Source organism: Alistipes sp. D31t1_170403_E11 (assembly GCF_015553985.1).
Lineage (GTDB): Bacteria > Bacteroidota > Bacteroidia > Bacteroidales > Rikenellaceae > Alistipes > Alistipes montrealensis.
Genome location: NZ_JADNHQ010000004.1, coordinates 121,048 through 138,332, shown reverse-complemented (window position 1 = coordinate 138,332; position 17,285 = coordinate 121,048). Strand labels below are relative to the sequence as shown.

General features: G+C 58.4%; 12 protein-coding genes and 3 tRNA genes. 8 read left to right on the top strand and 7 right to left on the bottom strand.

What is annotated here, in order from left to right; all coding sequences use genetic code 11:
- Positions 1 to 6: 6 nt before the first annotated feature.
- The 3 genes from I2E69_RS09885 to I2E69_RS09875 are packed head-to-tail and all read left to right on the top strand — an operon-like array spanning position 7 to position 4,877.
- On the top strand, positions 7 to 1,884 hold the full coding sequence (locus tag I2E69_RS09885; RefSeq protein WP_195461053.1) for a RagB/SusD family nutrient uptake outer membrane protein: 1,878 nt from the start codon (positions 7 to 9) through the stop codon (positions 1,882 to 1,884).
- Between the two features lie 21 nt (positions 1,885 to 1,905).
- A complete protein-coding gene (locus I2E69_RS09880; protein ID WP_195461052.1) occupies positions 1,906 to 3,228 on the top strand; it encodes a BT_3987 domain-containing protein in 1,323 nt (440 codons plus the stop codon).
- 26 nt (positions 3,229 to 3,254) lie between these two features.
- Positions 3,255 to 4,877: a putative Ig domain-containing protein gene (locus I2E69_RS09875; RefSeq protein WP_195461051.1), complete on the top strand. Its 1,623-nt coding sequence runs from the start codon at positions 3,255 to 3,257 to the stop codon at positions 4,875 to 4,877.
- 97 nt (positions 4,878 to 4,974) lie between these two features.
- Here the strand turns inward: I2E69_RS09875 and I2E69_RS09870 are convergent, their stop codons facing one another.
- The 5 genes from I2E69_RS09870 to I2E69_RS09850 form a co-directional block, all read right to left on the bottom strand.
- A complete protein-coding gene (locus I2E69_RS09870; protein WP_195461050.1) occupies positions 4,975 to 6,915 on the bottom strand; it encodes a sensor histidine kinase in 1,941 nt (646 codons plus the stop codon).
- Entirely contained in the window at positions 6,912 to 8,768 is a 1,857-nt protein-coding gene (locus I2E69_RS09865; RefSeq protein ID WP_195461049.1) for a sensor histidine kinase, read from the bottom strand. Before I2E69_RS09865 ends, I2E69_RS09870 begins: the two co-directional genes overlap by 4 nt.
- Before the next feature lie 134 nt (positions 8,769 to 8,902).
- A tRNA-Val gene (locus I2E69_RS09860) sits at positions 8,903 to 8,977 on the bottom strand.
- 86 nt (positions 8,978 to 9,063) lie between these two features.
- Positions 9,064 to 9,138 (bottom strand) — tRNA-Val (locus I2E69_RS09855).
- Between the two features lie 114 nt (positions 9,139 to 9,252).
- A tRNA-Asn gene (locus I2E69_RS09850) sits at positions 9,253 to 9,326 on the bottom strand.
- A gap of 125 nt (positions 9,327 to 9,451) precedes the next feature.
- Here I2E69_RS09850 and I2E69_RS09845 point away from each other — a divergent pair.
- The 5 genes from I2E69_RS09845 to I2E69_RS09825 all read left to right on the top strand — a co-directional run bounded on the left by I2E69_RS09845 (position 9,452) and on the right by I2E69_RS09825 (position 14,441).
- The gene (locus I2E69_RS09845; RefSeq protein ID WP_195461048.1) at positions 9,452 to 10,531 is read left to right on the top strand and encodes a DUF1573 domain-containing protein; all 1,080 of its coding nucleotides are present in this window, start codon (positions 9,452 to 9,454) and stop codon (positions 10,529 to 10,531) included.
- 24 nt (positions 10,532 to 10,555) lie between these two features.
- Positions 10,556 to 11,440 carry a sulfide/dihydroorotate dehydrogenase-like FAD/NAD-binding protein gene (locus I2E69_RS09840; RefSeq protein WP_195461047.1) on the top strand — a complete coding sequence of 295 codons (885 nt, stop codon included), beginning with the start codon at positions 10,556 to 10,558 and terminating at the stop codon, positions 11,438 to 11,440.
- Between the two features lie 3 nt (positions 11,441 to 11,443).
- Positions 11,444 to 12,835, top strand: coding sequence for an NADPH-dependent glutamate synthase (gene gltA, locus I2E69_RS09835; protein WP_195461046.1), 1,392 nt, complete (start codon positions 11,444 to 11,446; stop codon positions 12,833 to 12,835).
- Between the two features lie 30 nt (positions 12,836 to 12,865).
- Complete coding sequence (locus tag I2E69_RS09830) at positions 12,866 to 13,438, top strand: lipocalin family protein (RefSeq protein ID WP_195461045.1); 573 nt, start codon at positions 12,866 to 12,868, stop codon at positions 13,436 to 13,438.
- A gap of 160 nt (positions 13,439 to 13,598) precedes the next feature.
- Positions 13,599 to 14,441, top strand: a complete 843-nt coding sequence (locus I2E69_RS09825) for a phosphodiester glycosidase family protein (protein ID WP_195461044.1) — start codon at positions 13,599 to 13,601, stop codon at positions 14,439 to 14,441.
- An 80-nt stretch (positions 14,442 to 14,521) separates the two neighbouring features.
- Here I2E69_RS09825 and I2E69_RS09820 read toward each other — a convergent pair whose 3' ends face one another.
- On the bottom strand, positions 14,522 to 15,454 hold the full coding sequence (locus I2E69_RS09820; protein ID WP_195461043.1) for a sugar phosphate isomerase/epimerase family protein: 933 nt from the start codon (positions 15,452 to 15,454) through the stop codon (positions 14,522 to 14,524).
- A 60-nt stretch (positions 15,455 to 15,514) separates the two neighbouring features.
- Positions 15,515 to 17,275 (bottom strand): right-handed parallel beta-helix repeat-containing protein, encoded by a 1,761-nt coding sequence (locus tag I2E69_RS09815; RefSeq protein WP_195461042.1) that lies wholly within the window; start codon positions 17,273 to 17,275, stop codon positions 15,515 to 15,517.
- Positions 17,276 to 17,285: the final 10 nt, after the last annotated feature.

The window sequence follows — 17,285 nt, the reverse complement described above, 5'->3', positions numbered from 1 at the left end:
ACAATCATGAAAAACATATTCAAGACACTCATCCTGTTACTGACCGCCGGAGCCCTGCTCGCTTCCTGCGATTCGTACCTCGACCGTCAGCCCGACGAACCGCTGACTTCGGAAAATATCTTCAAAAAACAGAGCACCACGCTTCAATACCTGACAAACATCTACGCCTGGCAGCCCAACTACGAAGCCCCGGCCTGCGTTTCGTCCAACGACGACATTCCGTGGGAAGCCTGCTCGGACGAAGCCTCGTTCAGCTACCTGAACCGGACTTATACCACCATCAATTACAATTCGTGGAACCCGTCGACCAATGCATTCCGCAACGATACGTACAACAACATGTACAAAGGTATCCGCGAGGCCAACTATTTTATGCAGCATGTTTACGAATGTCCCGAACTGACCGAAACCGACAAGGGCTATTACTACAACGAAGCCCGCTTCCTGCGCGCATATTTTTACTCCATGATGCTGCCTGTCTACGGTCCCGTCTTCCTCATCGGCGACGACCCGGTGGACTTCACCCAGTCCGGACTCGACGAACGCGAGCGCAACACGTGGGACGAATGCGTCAATTATGTGGCGACCGAACTCTGGGAGGCCTCGAAAGGGCTGCCCAACAGTTGGCCGAACAACCATTACGGCCGCGCGACCAAAGGCGCCGCCCTGGCGGCCCGCGCCCGTCTGCTGCTCTACTCGGCCCGCAAGCTCTTCAACGGCAACGACCTCTACAACGGAATCGTCAACAAACACGGCGACCACCTTTTCCCGACCCAATACGATGAAAAGAAGTGGGAAAAGGCCGCCCAGGCCGCCAAAGACGTGATGGATTTGAACCTCTACACCCTGGTCGGCGCCGACGGCGAAGACCCCTACGGCAGCTTCAACAAACTCTTCACGTCGGTAGGTTCGGAAACCGGCGTCGTGGAGAAAATCTACACCCGCATCGCCAGCGGCTACCAGGCGCGCGTCGTCGCCACTCCCCCGAAGGTCGGCGGTACGGCCTACGGCGGCTACGGTGTAACCCAGAAACAAGTCGACGCATTCGCTATGTCCAACGGCCGCTATCCCATCACGGGTTATACCAACGACGATCAGTCGCGACCCATTATCGATCCCAACGCGGGTTATAGCGAAACCGGATTCTCGAAATTCAAGCACCCGATCTACGGGGACGAACTGGACACCTACAAAATGTACCAGAACCGCGAGCCTCGTTTCTACATCAACGTCTTCTGGAGCGGCATGACCTGGCACGGCGCTAATAAGAAAACCGCCGATATTCAGTTTTTCACCGACGGCAACTCAGGCCCAGGTCCATCCCACAACTATGCGCCTACGGGTTACCTCGTACACAAATTCATCAATCCCGCACTCGACACCTCCGTGGGCGGAACCGGTACGAACGTATTCGGATTCATCGATTTCCCGGTGTTCCGTTATGCGGAAGTCCTGCTCAACTACATCGAAGCGCTCAACGAATACGATCCGTCGAACATGGACATCACGCTCTACCTGAACATGATCCGCAAGCGCGCCGGAGTCCCCGACATCGAGGAGGTTTATCCCGACGCCGTCGGCGACCAGACCAAGATGCGCGAACTGATCCGCCGCGAGCGCCAGGTCGAGCTGTGCTTCGAGAACCTGCGCTATTTCGACACACGGACCTGGATGACCGCCGAGACGGACAACAACATGCCCGTTTACGGCATGAATATCTCGGCCAAAGACCACAAATCGACCGGCGAATTCTGGCAGCGCGTCGTCTGCAAGTACGACGGCGGCCGCGACGGCAACCGCGTCTTCACCAAACGCTGTTACCTGTTCCCGATCTCCCAGGAGGAACTCGACCGTGTGAAATGCACGCAGAATTACGGCTGGTAAACCACACTAATCCGGATAATTATGAAACTGAAAAATATATTGCTTCCCTTCGCCGGCATCCTGCTGCTGACCGCCTGCGAAAAAGACCACCGCAACGACAACCTGGTGGACCCGCGTGTCTACATCGTCAACAACGGGGCGCAGACTGCGACCTATTACGATGTGGAAGAGACGCTCGACTACAACATCTATGCTTACAGCAGCGGCTATTTCGGCCAGGCATCGGAGGTAAAGATCGTGCTCGACCCCGACGCCATCGAAGCCTTTAACGCCGTAAACGGTTCCTCCTACTCGCTGCTCGGCGAGGATTGCTACCAGATCATCAAAAACTCCGGCACGATCACGGCCGAAGGACGGCGCGCAACCTTCTCCGTACGACTCAACTGCCCGGAGATCATGAAGCTGCCCCAGATGAACGACTACGTCATCCCGTTCCGGCTCACGGCTGCGGGAACCGAAGTCAACGAAGAGCTGAACACGATCCTGGTCAATCCCCGCATGCAGCAGACCGAGGTGCTCGTCAGGAATGCCGGCCTCGTGGAATCCGACCTGAGCGCCGCCGACGCCAATACCCTCGAATTCGTCACCTACACCGAATTCAACAACAAGTGGGACACCGAGAGCACATACGATCACGGCGACGACGTGCTGGCCGAATACAATGCGGCGAACGGCACGCAGTACATTCCCCTGCCGGCCGATTCGTATACGTTCACCGAAGGCCAGCTGACAGCCGGATACAACGAAGCCGTATCGACGATCAAGGTCGACAAATCGAAACTCAGCACGGACCGCTACTACACGCTGGCCGTAAAACTCAAAAGTAATTCTAAATTCAAGATCGGCGAGAAAAACACGGTCCTTTTCCACATCTCGCTGCTCCCGATCGCAGACAGCCGAAACAAGTGGCGTCTCATCTCATGCAGTTCCTACTACACCGGCCGCGGTCCCGAACTGATGATCGACGGAGACCTCGTTACCCGCTGGGAAAGCCGTTACAACAACACCGGGCAGGGCGACATCAACCCCGATGAAGCGGCGACCGTCTGGGACATGGGCAAAACGTACTACTGGTGCGGCATGACGCTTGTCCGCCGGAGCGATTCGTACGTTACCGACCTCCGCGCCGGCTACGTCGAACTGTCGGACGACGGGGAGAACTGGACCAAAGCGCAGGATTTCGATTTCGGCGACAAGACCAACACCTCGACCACCGGAACATACTCCACCGAGCAGTGGACCGTTTCGGGCCGCTACATACGCCTGGCCGTAAATGCCAGCAACCGCAACAAACTCTATTCCGTATCGGAATTCATCCCGGTACTGGCGGAGAAAACCGAATAACCGCAAATTATAAGTTTTTCAACCCGATGAAAAAACCGATTATTCTTTGCCTGACGACCCTCGCCCTCGCCGCACTCTGCGGCGGGGCGGCGGCCGGGCAGGCCACGGCGCAGACCGCGCCCGACATGTCCCGGTATATCCTGACCCCGAAACCCGCCGACACGCCGCGCATCAACGGAGCGCGCATCTTCGGCGTCCGTCCCGGTTCGGAATTCCTCTACACGATCGCCGCTACCGGCGTCCGTCCGATGACCTTCTCCGCCGAAGGGCTTCCCAAAGGGCTGAAGCTCGACGCCAAAACCGGACGGATCACAGGCCGCGTAACCGCTCCGGGCGAATACACCGTGAAACTGAAAGCCGAAAATGCACTGGGCAGCTACGACCGCGATCTGAAGATCGTCGTCGGGAGCGAAATCGCACTCACCCCGCCCATGGGCTGGAACAGTTGGAACTGCTGGGCGCGCGATGTCACGCAGGAACAAGTACTCTCGTCGGCACGCGCCATGGTCGAAAGCGGGCTTATCAACCACGGTTGGTCCTACATCAACATCGACGACGGCTGGCAGGGCAAACGCGGCGGCAAGGACAACGCGATCCAGCCGAACACGAAATTCCCCGACATGAAGGCCCTCACGCGCGAGATTCACGACATGGGCCTGCGGGTGGGCATCTACTCCACACCGTGGGTCGGAACCTACGCCGCACACATCGGCAGCTATTCGGACAACCCCGACGGCGAAAACGAATGGATCAAGAAAGGCCAGCACAACGAACACTACCGCTATCAGAAGGAGGGCGGAAATTACTGGAAAGACCGCCGCGAGTATTACCACCTCGGCGCTTACTCGTTCGTAAAACCGGACGTAAAGCAGTGGGGCGAATGGGACATCGATTACCTCAAGTACGACTGGAGCCCGCTCGACTACTACCACGTCAAGGAGATGCACGACGCCCTGCAAACCCTCGACCGCGATGTCGTTTACAGCCTCTCTAACAGCGCGCCTTACGGCGACGCACCGCAGTGGATGCAGTATTCCAACTGCTGGCGCACGACGGGCGACATCCGCGATACGTGGGAGAGCGTCAGCAGCATCGGATTCAGCCAGGACCGCTGGCTGCCCTTCAACCGCCCGGGCCACTGGGCCGATCCCGACATGCTGGTTATCGGCATGGTCGGCTGGGGCCCGAAACTCCACTACACACAACTGACGGCCGACGAACAGTATACGCACATCAGCCTCTGGTCGCTGCTGGCAGCACCCCTGCTGATCGGCTGCGACATGGCACAGATGGACGACTTCACGCGGAGCCTGCTGACCAACGACGAGGTGATCGACGTTAACCAGGACCCGCTGGGCCTGCAGGCCGTACCCGTCTGGCAAGAGGGCGACCAGGTGATCTACGCCAAGCACCTCGACGACGGCTCGATGGCCGTCGGGCTTTTCAACCGGGGCTGGCAGCCCGTGAAGATGACCCTCACGCTCCGCATGCTGGGACTGCGCGGCCAGCAGACCGTGCGCGACCTGTGGCGGCAGAAGGACCTCGCACAGTGCACCGACAAGTTCGAGGCTACCGTCGCACCCCACGGCGTCGTCCTGCTGAAGGTCTATCCCGGCAACAGCCGCGAAGAGATGCCTGAAAAACGCTGACCGTCGGGAAACAACATCGGATTCGGAGCTCAAACCGCATCCGGAATACTTTAAACAAAAACCGCCCTGCTTTCGCAGGGCGGTTTTAAATTAGCGGTCAGACCCGAATCACTTTCCGAATCGGAATGGTCAGGTTTATCAGCCCGACGCCCGCCTCCTCCGAAATCATATAACTGCCCCCGAAACGGGTGACGAGCATACGGTTTATTTCATTCCGGATAACAATATCCTGCGGCGGCTGTCCCTGCGCCAATGCGCTTCCGGCCACCCGAATATGCAGTACCTTATCCGCTTCCCGAACGGTCACGACGATGACGCTCCGGGTTTTAGGCGGCATAAGCAACGTTTCGAAAACCTGCTGCAATCTTGCCGCATCGAGGTCCGCCATGAACAGCGTATTGTCCGGATACTCCGGGCGTATCTCGATCCGGTTAGCCGACGTTCCCGCGACACTCGCAGCACCCGCCAACAGGCTCGACACCTCGGTATCGCGCATATCGAACCTCATCATTCCCGCTTCGAGGCGCGAGAGATCGAGAATATCGTTGATCATCTTCAGCAGGCCGGCCGACATCCGGCGTATATCCTGCGTGAGCCGTTGTTGTTCGGAGCGGCTCCCCGCCTGATGCGAAGCCAGTCGCATGGACCCCTCGACAACCGCGTTGAGCGGGCCCCGGATCGTCGTGCTGACATTCGAAAGAAACCGGTTCTTGGCTTCGTTGGCAAGCTCCATACGCCGCGTCACAACGCGCATTTCGGCTTCGCCCCTGCGGAGCGTCCGGTGGCTGCGGAACACATAAAAGATAAACCCGCCCACGACCAACAACGCGAGGATCAGCAGGATCAGCATATAAAGTTGCAGGCTGAACCGGAACCGGGCGGCTTCGAGCTGTTGCTGGTCGGAGTTGAAATTCCGCTTGAGTTCTTCGTACTGCTTGCCGATGGCGCCCGTCTGCAAATGGTCGTTGTAAACGATCGACTCCCGGTAATGATCCGCAGCTTCGGCATAACGCCCAAGTTTGTACAAAATGAAAGCTTTCAACGGAAATATCCCGTAATAATCCTGCTCCGACGAAAGCGCTTTGACGCTCGCCAGCGCCTTGTCGATCTTGCCAAGGGCTTTTTCATATTGCTGCGTACCGCAGTAATAACCGCAAGCCTTGCGGTCGAAAATAATCTGGTAGAGCGGCGAGTTAACTTCAGGATAGAAGCCCTCCCCCTTCGCCAGAGCCGCACGCGCGCGCTCCCAATCCTCGTTTTGCGTATAGTAATCCACATAACTGGCATAGAGGATCAGCAGCATCGGCAACTCCGTGCGATACCCGTTATCGGGAAGATTATAAATATAGGCCTCGAAACTCCTCAGGGCCTCGATCCATTTCGGGCCTTCGTTGATCTCCGGATACACGAACAACAGTTGCTGCCAGATGTTCATAATCGTTGCCAGGTCGCCGTGCTGATAAGCCAGCGGCAGGACATCTTCCAGCACTTCAACGGCCTGTTCCTTCCGGTATGTCGCACGGTAGAGGTTGGAAAGCGCCTGACTGGCTTCCAGAACACCGGCGGCGCTGTTGAGCCGTTCAGCCTCCCGGAGCATGCGTTTCGCTTCTTTCTCATTCCGCTCGAAATCCTGCGAGAGAATCATGAAATCGATCGAGCACCGCCAAGCCTTGAACATGATGTCGTAGAGTTTTTCCTGACGGCTCAGCCCGACCAGAATCGCTGCGATCCGCTGAACCTCGTCGGCTTTATACGAGTTATAGGCAACCAACAACTGCGAAAGGTAGGCTTGGCATTTGTAATAACCGTTATTCTGATGTTCAGCCTCCGCCAGCAGGTCTTCGGCATATTTCCGGCACTCTTCCAAATTTCCGAACGTCGTCTTGGCAAGTGCATTCAGAACCTCCATGCGCTCCTCGTTATGACCGGTCGTCGTTCCGAGCCGCACGAGCAGGCTGTCCCGGACATTATTCTCCTGCGCAGACAACGCCCCGGGCAGTGCGAGCAGACAAAAGAAGACAAGAAGCCGGGTTATCATGACTGCTCGGGTTTGAGATTCAACGGATGGGTAAAGACAAAACGAGCCCCCTTCGTATAGGAGGAATCGATCCAGATACGGCCTCTGCCGTGCTGGACGATCAGTTGGCAGATCGAGAGACCCAATCCGGCCCCCTGAACGCCTTCATGGAGTTTTTCATAGCGCTCGAAGATATGGGGTTGCTTTTCCAGGGGAATCCCGCAGCCGGTGTCTTCGACCGAGAACACCGCTTCGCCGGCCTGTTCGTCGAGGTGCAGCGAGAGCGTGATGCTCCCCTGAGGAGTGAATTTCGTGGCATTGATCAACAAGTTGATCAGCACCTGCTGCAACCGGTTCCTGTCGGTCATGAGTTCCAGTTTTTCGACATCTGAAACAAACCGGACCTCCGCCCGGGTGCGTTTCACGTTTTCAACGGTTTTCAGCACGCCGCGGCTGAGCGCCACCACGTCGCACGGAGCATATGTGAACCGGATCGACTGGTCTTTGAGTTCCGACAGGTCCACGACATCGTTGATCAGTTTGAGCAGCAGGTCGGCATTCTCACGGATGTATTCGCAGCATTGCTGCCGCGTCTGCTCGTCGATGGACTCTTCGTCGGTAAGTATTGCCGAGAATCCGACAATGCCGTTCAGGGGCGTCCGGAGTTCATGGCTCATATTGGAGAGGAAAAGACTCTTCGTGCGCAGCGAGTCGTCCGAAGCGGCGCGTGCGGCTTCCAACTCCTGCCGTGACCGGATAAGCTGACGGTTTTTACGGCGAACGAGCAGGACGACGACGAGCGTCACGGCGACCAGGAAGAATAAACCTCCGGCAATCCAGGCATACAACAGGTTGCGGCGGTTGATATTGGCCATTTGCACCTGATCGGTCCAATAGGTGGCGTGCAACGAATCGATCTGCACGGTGTAGCGCGCCTGGTAAAGCGAATCGGTGATCCGGAGAATCTCCCGGTAAAGTTCGGAGGCTTCCCGGTTGCGGCCGGTCTTCTCCAGCAGCGAAGCTTTGGACATCAGTGTCTCGAACAGGATATCACCGTTGGTTCCGCCCTGTGCGATCGACAACGTGGAGTCGTTGTACTGCAAAGCAGCCCCGTAATCCTCCGTAAGCAGACGATACTGTGATTCGAGGTAATAGACCCACATACGAAAACCCTCCTGCAACGCCCCGGAGGTGCGAATCCCGGCAAGCAGCGCCCCGGCCCGGGCCGTATCCCCCAGTCGGATCGCCAAGAGAACTTCGTAGCTGCGCAGCAGGAAACGATACGATTCGACGGCGGGCAGGTTGCCGGCAGTCGTGTCGAGCAACGTGTGCAGCCGTTCGATTTCCGGAACGGCAGCCTCGAAAGAGTCGTGGGAAAGATGTACATGAATCTCCTGCAACAGCAGTTCCGCCTGCATGAAGCAATCGCCGTACTGCATAATAGAGGGCTCCGCTTTGGTGAAAAGGCTGTCCGCCTGGACAAAACGCCCCGCCACCAAGTATGTATCGCCGATTGCCTGAATAGCCAGTCCCATCGCCAGCGGATTCTCCTCCCGCCCGGCCTTGTCGAGCAGTTCCTGGGCCTTGCTCGCCGCCAGCGCCAGGTTTCCGGCCAGGCCGTAGGCATTGACCAGTATCTGCCCGGCCTTGAACTCCCGGGAAACGCTCCCCGCAACCCGGGCCGCAGCCTCGACCTTGCGGCTGAGCCACAAGAGCGAATCGGTGCTGAACGAGGCCCCGATATTGAGATTCATTGCCGAAAGCTGCTGAAGTCTTACATACGCCGCATCGTCCGGGGCGGCATCGGAAGTTTCCGCCGACACGCGCCAGCTGCTTACAAGCAGGAAAAAGACGATAATTATCGCGTTGCGCATACCCCGTCGGAAATATAACAGACTTATTTTAGTCGCAAATATAACGCATTTTCATATAAAAGAATCTCCGGCACGCAGGATTCCTGAAAAATAAAAAACCACTCTTCCGAGTGGTCTGATTTTCTTTCGATCGGTGGGAGCTGAGGGATTCGAACCCCCGACCCTCTGCTTGTAAGGCAGACGCTCTGAACCAGCTGAGCTAAGCTCCCGAAAGACTCTCCCTTGCGGGAAAGTGGAAATATGTAAGCGGCTGCAAGGCCGACAAAAAAGCCACCCTTATCATACGGTGGCTTCGTGGGAGCTGAGGGATTCGAACCCCCGACCCTCTGCTTGTAAGGCAGACGCTCTGAACCAGCTGAGCTAAGCTCCCCTAAAAATGGCTTGGGACTGCAAAGGCAATCTTCCGATTACCCGAAAAAGCCATTACTGACCTCTTCTGCAGGCGTTTTTTTGAAAGAACCTTTACGCAACCCTCGCGCATCTGCGCCTGAACAAGGACTTGAACCTAGGACCCCATGATTAACAGTCATGTGCTCTAACCAACTGAGCTATTCAGGCTTTTTGAAACAAATTGTTTCGTTGTTTCGGAGTGCAAATATATAGCAAATTTTCATTCCCGCAAAATTATTGCAGGAATTTTTCGTAAAAAAAGTATCTTTGCATGTCGCACAAATCATAAAGAAATGATCACAAAACGCGTTATTTCCCTTATTCTCTTGGCGCTATGCGCTTTAACGGCCCCGGCGCAGGAACGCCTGACATTCCAGCCCGCCGAATGGGACTTCGGTACGATCCGCGAGTCCGACGGCCGCGTGAGCCATACGTTTACGGGTGTAAACCGCAGCGACACCCCTTTGGTAATCCTCGACGTAGTGACCACCTGCGGCTGCACGGTCCCCGATTTTTCGAAAAAACCGATCCTTCCGGGCGAAAAGACGCAGGTCACCGTCACCTACGACCCCGCCAACCGTCCGGGCGCCTTCACCAAAGAACTGTGGGTCTACTCTTCGGAAAAGCGGAAAATCGCCACGCTCACCATCCAGGGCAGTGTCACGCCCCGGCAGAAAAGCGTCGAGGAACTCTACCCCGTCGACGCCGGCGGAGGGCTGCGGCTGGCCGCGACGCTCAACGCCTTCTCCTATATATACCAGGGACAGCAGGTGCAGGGAACCATCGGTTATGCGAACACCTCCAAACGCCCGGTCCGCCTCGAACTGCGGCCCGAAACCACGAGCGGACTGCTCCGGAGCGACTATCCGAAACAGGTCGCACCGGGTGAACAGGGCGAAATCAACTTTTCCTACCTCATCCCCACCGACAAGCCCCGCTACGGGACCGTACGCGATGCACAGACAGTGGTAGTCGACGGACGCAGCAACGGTACAACGATCGTCACACACGGTATCGGAGTCGATCCGCAGCCCGCGGATGCAACACAAAAAGCCCCGAAAGCCGATTTTTCAGAAAATATCCTTAAATTTGGCCCGGTTAAGCATGCGGGGCCGGTTCGGAGAATGCACTTTATGCTCTCGAATACGGGTGATGCGGATCTGATCGTACGGGCCGTCGAGGGCGAAGGACGCGTAGCCACGACATTCGCCCCGGGCCGGAAAATCACCCCCGGAGATTCGCTCCGCTGCGAAATACTGCTCGATCCCCGGACACAGGACTACGGCGTGCTGACCGAACACCTCGTGGTGGTGACCAACGATCCCGTGCGGCCCATGCGGCGCATCCGGGTAACGGCAATCATCGAAGAGTGACACACAAACACACAACGGATTATAATGTACCCCATTCTTGAAAAAAGGCTCCTTGCTGAGGGCATCTGGCTGATGAAGATTCTCGCGCCGCGCGTTGCCCGCTCGGCACAGCCCGGACAATTCGTCATCGTGCGCGTCGACGAACACGGTGAGCGCATTCCGCTCACGATCTCCGATTTCGACGCTGCGGAGGGCAGCGTGACGATCGTCACGCAGGCCATCGGCGCCTCGACGCGCAAAATCTGCGCCCGGGAACAGGGCGAGGCACTCGCCGATTTCGCAGGTCCGCTGGGCCACCCGTCGGAATTCGTCAACATCCCCCTCGAAGAGCTGCGCAAACGGCACTACCTCTTCGTAGCAGGCGGCGTGGGCACGGCCCCGGTCTATCCGCAGGTCAAATGGCTCCGGGAACACGGCGTAAAGGCGGATGTCATTATCGGCGCCAAAAACAAACAGATGCTCATCTACACCGACGCCATGCGCGCCGTCGCCGAAAACCTCTATATCGCCACCGACGACGGTTCCGAAGGCTTCAAAGGACTCGTAACGGCCCTGATCGGCGAACTGATCGAGAAAGAGGGTAAACACTACGACGAATGTATCGCCATCGGGCCGATGATCATGATGAAATTCGTTGCCCTCACCACGAAGAAATACGGTCTGAAAACCACCGTGTCGCTCAACGCGCTGATGGTCGACGGTACGGGCATGTGCGGAGCCTGCCGCGTGACGGTCGGCGGCAAAACGCGCTTCACGTGCGTCGACGGCCCGGAGTTCGACGCCCACGAGGTCGACTTCGACGAGGCGATGCGCCGCCAGGGCATGTACCGCACCCAGGAGCAGCGCGCCGCAGCCATCGAAGCTGAACGCGTAGCAGGACATCAATGTAAGATCGGATTGGACAAATAAATTATGGCAAACAAAATACCGCGCGTTCCCGTGCGCGAACAAGACCCAAAACTCCGTGCAGCCAACTTCGAGGAGGTCTGCTACGGCTACAACCTCGAAGAAGCCACGCTCGAAGCCTCCCGCTGCCTGCGCTGCAAGAATCCCCGCTGCGTAGCGGCCTGCCCCGTAGGCATCCGCATCCCCGACTTCATCGCCGCATTGCACGAAGGCCGGCTGCAGGAGGCCGCCGACATCATCTCCGAGGACAGTTCGCTACCTTCGATCTGCGGTCGCGTCTGCCCGCAGGAGAGCCAGTGCGAAGGTTCGTGCATCCTGGGCATCAAGAGCGAACCGGTCGCCGTGGGTAAACTCGAACGTTTCGTCGGTGACTGGAAACTTGAACACGGCGCCCCCGTACAGCCCGCCGCAGCCCGCAACGGCCATAAAGTCGCCGTCATCGGCAGCGGCCCGGCCGGACTGGCCTGCGCCAGCGACCTGGCCCGCATGGGCTACGAAGTGAAAATCTTCGAGGCACTGCACAAGGTGGGCGGCGTATTGGTCTACGGCATCCCCGAATTCCGCCTCCCGAAGGAGCGGATCGTGGCGCGTGAAATCGCACAGGTCGAACGGCTGGGCGTCGAAATCGAAACCGACGTAATCGTGGGACGCACCGTGACGATCGACTCGCTGCTCGAAGAGGAGGGTTACGACGCCGTCTTCATCGGCTCGGGCGCCGGACTGCCCCGCTTCATGGGCATCCCGGGCGAGAACCTCAACGGCGTGGTTTCGGCCAACGAATTCCTCACGCGCGCCAACCTGATGCACGCTTACGACAAGGAGTACGACACCCCGATCTACGTCGGGCAGCGCGTCGTGGTCGTAGGCGGCGGCAACGTGGCGATGGACGCCGTGCGCACGGCCAAACGGCTGGGCGCAGAGGCGACGATCGTCTACCGCCGTTCGGAAAAGGAGCTCCCGGCGCGCGTCGAGGAGGTCCACCACGCCAAGGAGGAGGGCATCTGTTTCCGCATGCTGACCAACCCCACCGAGGTCCTCGGCGACGAAAAAGGCTGGGTCACAGGACTGCGCTGCGTGGAGATGGAGCTGGGCGAACCCGACGAAAGCGGCCGCCGGTCGCCGGTCGTCAAGGAGGGTTCGGATTTTGAAATCCCCTGCGACGTGGTAATCATGGCGCTGGGCACTTCGCCCAACCCGCTGCTGGCCGCCACGACCTCCGGACTGGAAACCTCCCGCCGCGGCTGCATCACGGCCGACGAACACGGCGCAACGACCCGCCCGGGCGTTTTCGCCGGCGGCGACGCCGTGACGGGCGCCGCAACGGTCATCCTGGCCATGGGTGCAGGACGCACCGCGGCCAAAGCCATCGACGAATATGTAAAAAACGGAGCAAACTAGAAAACATGCAAATCCCTAAATAACAGCTTCATGAAAAACATCAAATCCCTGTTTGCCCTCCTGGCGGCCTGCGGCCTGGCCGCCTGCGCCGACAACACCCCCAAGACCTTCTCGGGAGTCATTACCGACGCCTCGATGAACACCGTCACCGTCCGCGCACTGACCGCCGACGATACCTACACCTTCTCGACCATGGACGCCGACAAGACCGACGCCAACGGCCTGCTGCTCGGCGCCCCGATCACCGTGGACTATACGGGCAAGCTGGAGGAAGGAACCGCTGCCACGAAGGTGGCCACCGACCCCACTTACGCCAAAGCCGTCGGCACATGGACGATGCCCGACCCGATCAACCCCGAGTCCGTCATGGGCGTCGAAATCATGGTCGAAGGCGAAGCCAAGTCGGTCAACATGGCGACGCTGGTCTACGCCTCGTGGGAACTCCAGGGCGAAGCCGATAAAATCCTGCTCAAGGGCCAGAGCCTCGGCAACGGCCAGACCATCGATTTCACCGAAACGGGCGTGATCGCCCGCAACGCCGAGGGTGACTACACCCTCACGATCGAAGGCTCCGGCACGGTCTACACCAAGGCCAAGCAATAAGCGGTTTTCAATCCCGAACAGAGCGCCTCCGAATACCCGGAGGCGCTTTCTTTTCCGAAAAAACCGACGCCTGATTTTTCGGAAAAATAGCGGCCTGCAGACTTGCGAAATCGGAGCTAAATGCGTAAATTTGTGGATACTAACTCCGTTTACTGAAACCATGAACAAAACCCTGCTGGGAGCCCTGGCGCTCCTCTGTTCTTTCACCGCCGCGGCGCAGACTCCCCGCGACTCGATTGCATTCGCTGCCGCCGAATGGCGCACGACCGACCTCGGCGACGGCGCCGAATGCCGCTATGCACAGATCGACATGTTCGGTTCGTGCCAGAGCATCTCCGTCGCCACCTACCCCGGGCGCAGTTTTACGACCGCCATCGTCCACCTCGACCGCAAAGCGGAGGCTACGAGTGCCCTGGGCAAAGCCGCCGGGGCCGAGATCGCCGTCAACGGCAGCTACTTCAACGTCAAGACCTTCGCTCCCGTCACCTTCGTGCTGCTGGACAAAAAGGTCGTAGGCCGCACCACCCCCGAAGAGCTGATGCGCACCAACGGCATCGTGGCTTTCAAGGACAAGAAGGGCCGCAAGATGGATATTTTCCCCTGCGACACGACACAGTACCCCGACGTGGCACGCCGCTACCGTTCGGCCCTGGCCGCCGGGCCCGTGCTGATCGATAACGGGAAGACGGTCGAATACACCTCCGGCGACAGCTTCTACACCCGCCGCCATCCCCGCACGCTGATTGGCAAGCGCGCCGACGGTACGGTCGTAATGGCCGTGATCGACGGACGTTTCAAGGGCCAGGGCGACGGCGCGACCATCGCCGAAACGGCCTACATCGCCCGCCAACTGGGCCTCACCGAGGCGCTGAATCTCGACGGCGGCGGCTCCTCGACGCTCTGGACTGCCAAGGAAGGCGTGCTCAACCATCCCTACGACAACCGCCGCTTCGACCACGAAGGCGAACGCGGCGTGCCCAACTGCATCGTAGTCCGCAAATAACCGGCACACGATCCCGAAATCAAAAAACGCGGGTTGATGAAATCTCATCAACCCGCGTTCCCATTAACCTTAACACCTTTCTATTGCTTCGACTGCACGTACTGTTCGTACATCTTGTCGTAGCAGGCTTTCAACTCCGGGAATTCCGCCTTCTTGACTTCGTACATGAAAACGCCCCGGTAACGGGCATCCTCGTACAATGCTTTCAGGACAGCCACCCAGTCGTTGTCACCCCTGCCCTGCCAGGGCAGTTCGTGGCACTCGTTGCGGCCGTCGCCGTCGCTGACGTGGATCGTCTTCACCCGCGTGCCGAGCGCCTCGATCAGCAGTTCCGGATTGTCGATGTGGTTGGTATCGACCGCGGCATTCACCTCCCGGGGCATCAGCGACATGATGTGCAGCACCTCCTCGACCGTCCGGTTCAGCGGACGCTCGTAGTTCTCGTCCTTGACCAGTTCGTAGCCCAGCATATTCTCGATAACCACCTCGGCACCGATCTTCTTCGCATCCGGGAGCAACTCCCCGACCGACCGCACCAGGCAGGCGATCCGCGCGTCACGCTCCCCGTGGCCGAGATACCAGCTCGGGTGGAACAGCACGATCCGGGGCGACAGGATGCGGCAGAAACGCAGTACGCGCCGGTTCAGCTCGACGCTTTTCTGCCGGACAGCTTCGTCCGTCTGTGAAAGGTCGATCTCTTTGCCGTAAGGCATGTGCACCGACCAGATTTCGATCCCGGCCCGTTTGAGGTCGCGTTTCAACCGCCGGCAGCGCGCTTCGATCTGCTTATCGTCGGTCATCTCCTTGTCCAGGAACAGCTTCGAAGCACTGATCTCAATGGCATCGATACCGGCCTTCTTCGCCTCGGCAAAGGTTTCGTAGGTCCAGTTGGAGACCGGCCCGAAAATCCCGGACGAAGAGCCCACCTTCAGCCGCGGTGCAGGCTGGCCTGCAAACACGGGGATGCCGACCAGGAGAACGAGCAGTGACACCGCTGTTTTCAATAATTTCATCGTTCGAAAAATTAAAAAAAGGGCGTACCGAACATACCGGCACGCCCCCTGTGAATAACCTTATTTCACGACGGCTCCGATCACCGTCTTGCCCGTGCGCGATCCGCCGATCTGGTCGACCGTGCTGATCGCCTCGCCGAACGCCGGGTCGAGCGTTTCGCCCAGGATCTTCAGGTCCGAAGCGGACATTCCATACTGGCGGGCGGGATTTCCGTCACCGATCAGTACACAGGTCTTCGTCTCTCCGCCGTTATCGTTCAGCGGGCTGAGCATCGAAACCGGATCGAACGACGCTCCTGCAACCACTCCGCCGTCGGCGTTGTAAACCGTGTTGCCGATGATCGTGCTGGCCACCTTGTAGTTGCTGCCTGCCCACACGACGTTGTCCTCCACGCCGCCCTGCGAGTTGCCCGCAACCAGCGTGTTGTAAACCTCCACAGCTCCGTAGGCGTTCACCTGCTGAATACCCGGGCCGCTGTCCTCCGTCACATTGGTATTACCTGCAATCGTACAGCTGACAATCACGGTTTTGCTTGCCTTGGCTGCCGAACCGTAGACTGCGATACCGCCGCCCTTTCCGGCATGGTTGCCGTAAACCGTCGAATTGACGATCACCAGATTGCCGTTCTCGCGGACGTAGATACCACCGCCGTTCTTAGTGGCATGTTCGGGATTGACACTGTTGTTCGAGATCGTGGTGTTGCTGATCAGCACGTTGGTCTTGCCGCCCGTATCGCCGAAAATATAGATACAGATGCCGACGCCCGAGGTCTTATTGTTGTTAAAGGTACAGTTGTTGATTCGCAGCAAGTTGGCTCCGTCGACCCACAGACAGCCGCCGTTGTACGCTGCCGTAGATTTGGTTGCATTGTCCACAACCTGACAGTTGTCGAACAGCGCCTCGGCTCCCGCGTCGACGCGGATAGCACCCATGCGGATATCCGTATTGTCCTTGATCTTGCAATTCAGCACATCCACCGTCGAATTACCGATGAAAATACCTGCACCGTAACTTTGGTAGAATTTCACGCCGCCGATCGTCGTACTTCCCACCGTGCCGAACTGCGATGAACCGTTCTTGATCGTGAAACCGTTGAGCGTAGCCTTCATACCGGCCATCTTGGCAGCCGTTACCGTAACCACGTGGCACACGGCCTTGTTACCATCCAGAATCGTTTCGTTCGCTTCGGGATCGGCCTCGGCGCCCGTGGCCGCATCAGCCGGATAACCGCCGATCATCGAGAAGTTGCTGTGGATTTCGAACGTGTTGTCCAGCGCCGTCTTCATACCCGTCAACGGAACCGAAGGCACGTAGGAACCGGCGGCCACGTGGATCACGTCGCCGTTCATCGCCAGTTCGATGGCGTTGTCGAGCGAAGTGGCCGTCTCCCACGTCAGACCGTCCTTGTCAGCCGTGGCATCGGCCTTGACATAGTAGTGCGTCGCGAGGTCCGAAGCGCTCGCAGCAGCCTGCTTCACGGGCAGGGAAGTATTCTCACCCTTGATGACATAGGCCGAGATCGTCGCCGTACGCTCGCTGAGCGTGCGGTTGGCGGCCACCGTCACCGTGATCGTAGCGTCACCGGGGCCGAACGAGGGATCGAATGTCACCCAGTCCTTGTCGGCTTCGATACGCCAGGGAAGGTTGGACTTGATCGTAAGTTGATAGTCTCCGGTCGCTTTTCCGGCATCGATGCCGGATTCCACGAACGAGAGTTCGGGCGTCTCCGGCGTGAACGCCGAATCGTCGCTGAAGTCCTGACAGGCTCCGAACGCCGCACATGCGGCAGTCAGAAGCAGGTATTGAAAAATCGTTTTCATCTGTTCCGTC

Coding starts and splice junctions, on each gene's coding strand:
- I2E69_RS09885 (WP_195461053.1), top strand. CDS start 7: ATGAAAAACATATTCAAGACACTCATCCTGTTACTGACCGCCGGAGCC.
- I2E69_RS09880 (WP_195461052.1), top strand. CDS start 1,906: ATGAAACTGAAAAATATATTGCTTCCCTTCGCCGGCATCCTGCTGCTG.
- I2E69_RS09875 (WP_195461051.1), top strand. CDS start 3,255: ATGAAAAAACCGATTATTCTTTGCCTGACGACCCTCGCCCTCGCCGCA.
- I2E69_RS09870 (WP_195461050.1), bottom strand. CDS start 6,915: ATGATAACCCGGCTTCTTGTCTTCTTTTGTCTGCTCGCACTGCCCGGG.
- I2E69_RS09865 (WP_195461049.1), bottom strand. CDS start 8,768: ATGCGCAACGCGATAATTATCGTCTTTTTCCTGCTTGTAAGCAGCTGG.
- I2E69_RS09845 (WP_195461048.1), top strand. CDS start 9,452: ATGATCACAAAACGCGTTATTTCCCTTATTCTCTTGGCGCTATGCGCT.
- I2E69_RS09840 (WP_195461047.1), top strand. CDS start 10,556: ATGTACCCCATTCTTGAAAAAAGGCTCCTTGCTGAGGGCATCTGGCTG.
- gltA (WP_195461046.1), top strand. CDS start 11,444: ATGGCAAACAAAATACCGCGCGTTCCCGTGCGCGAACAAGACCCAAAA.
- I2E69_RS09830 (WP_195461045.1), top strand. CDS start 12,866: ATGAAAAACATCAAATCCCTGTTTGCCCTCCTGGCGGCCTGCGGCCTG.
- I2E69_RS09825 (WP_195461044.1), top strand. CDS start 13,599: ATGAACAAAACCCTGCTGGGAGCCCTGGCGCTCCTCTGTTCTTTCACC.
- I2E69_RS09820 (WP_195461043.1), bottom strand. CDS start 15,454: ATGAAATTATTGAAAACAGCGGTGTCACTGCTCGTTCTCCTGGTCGGC.
- I2E69_RS09815 (WP_195461042.1), bottom strand. CDS start 17,275: ATGAAAACGATTTTTCAATACCTGCTTCTGACTGCCGCATGTGCGGCG.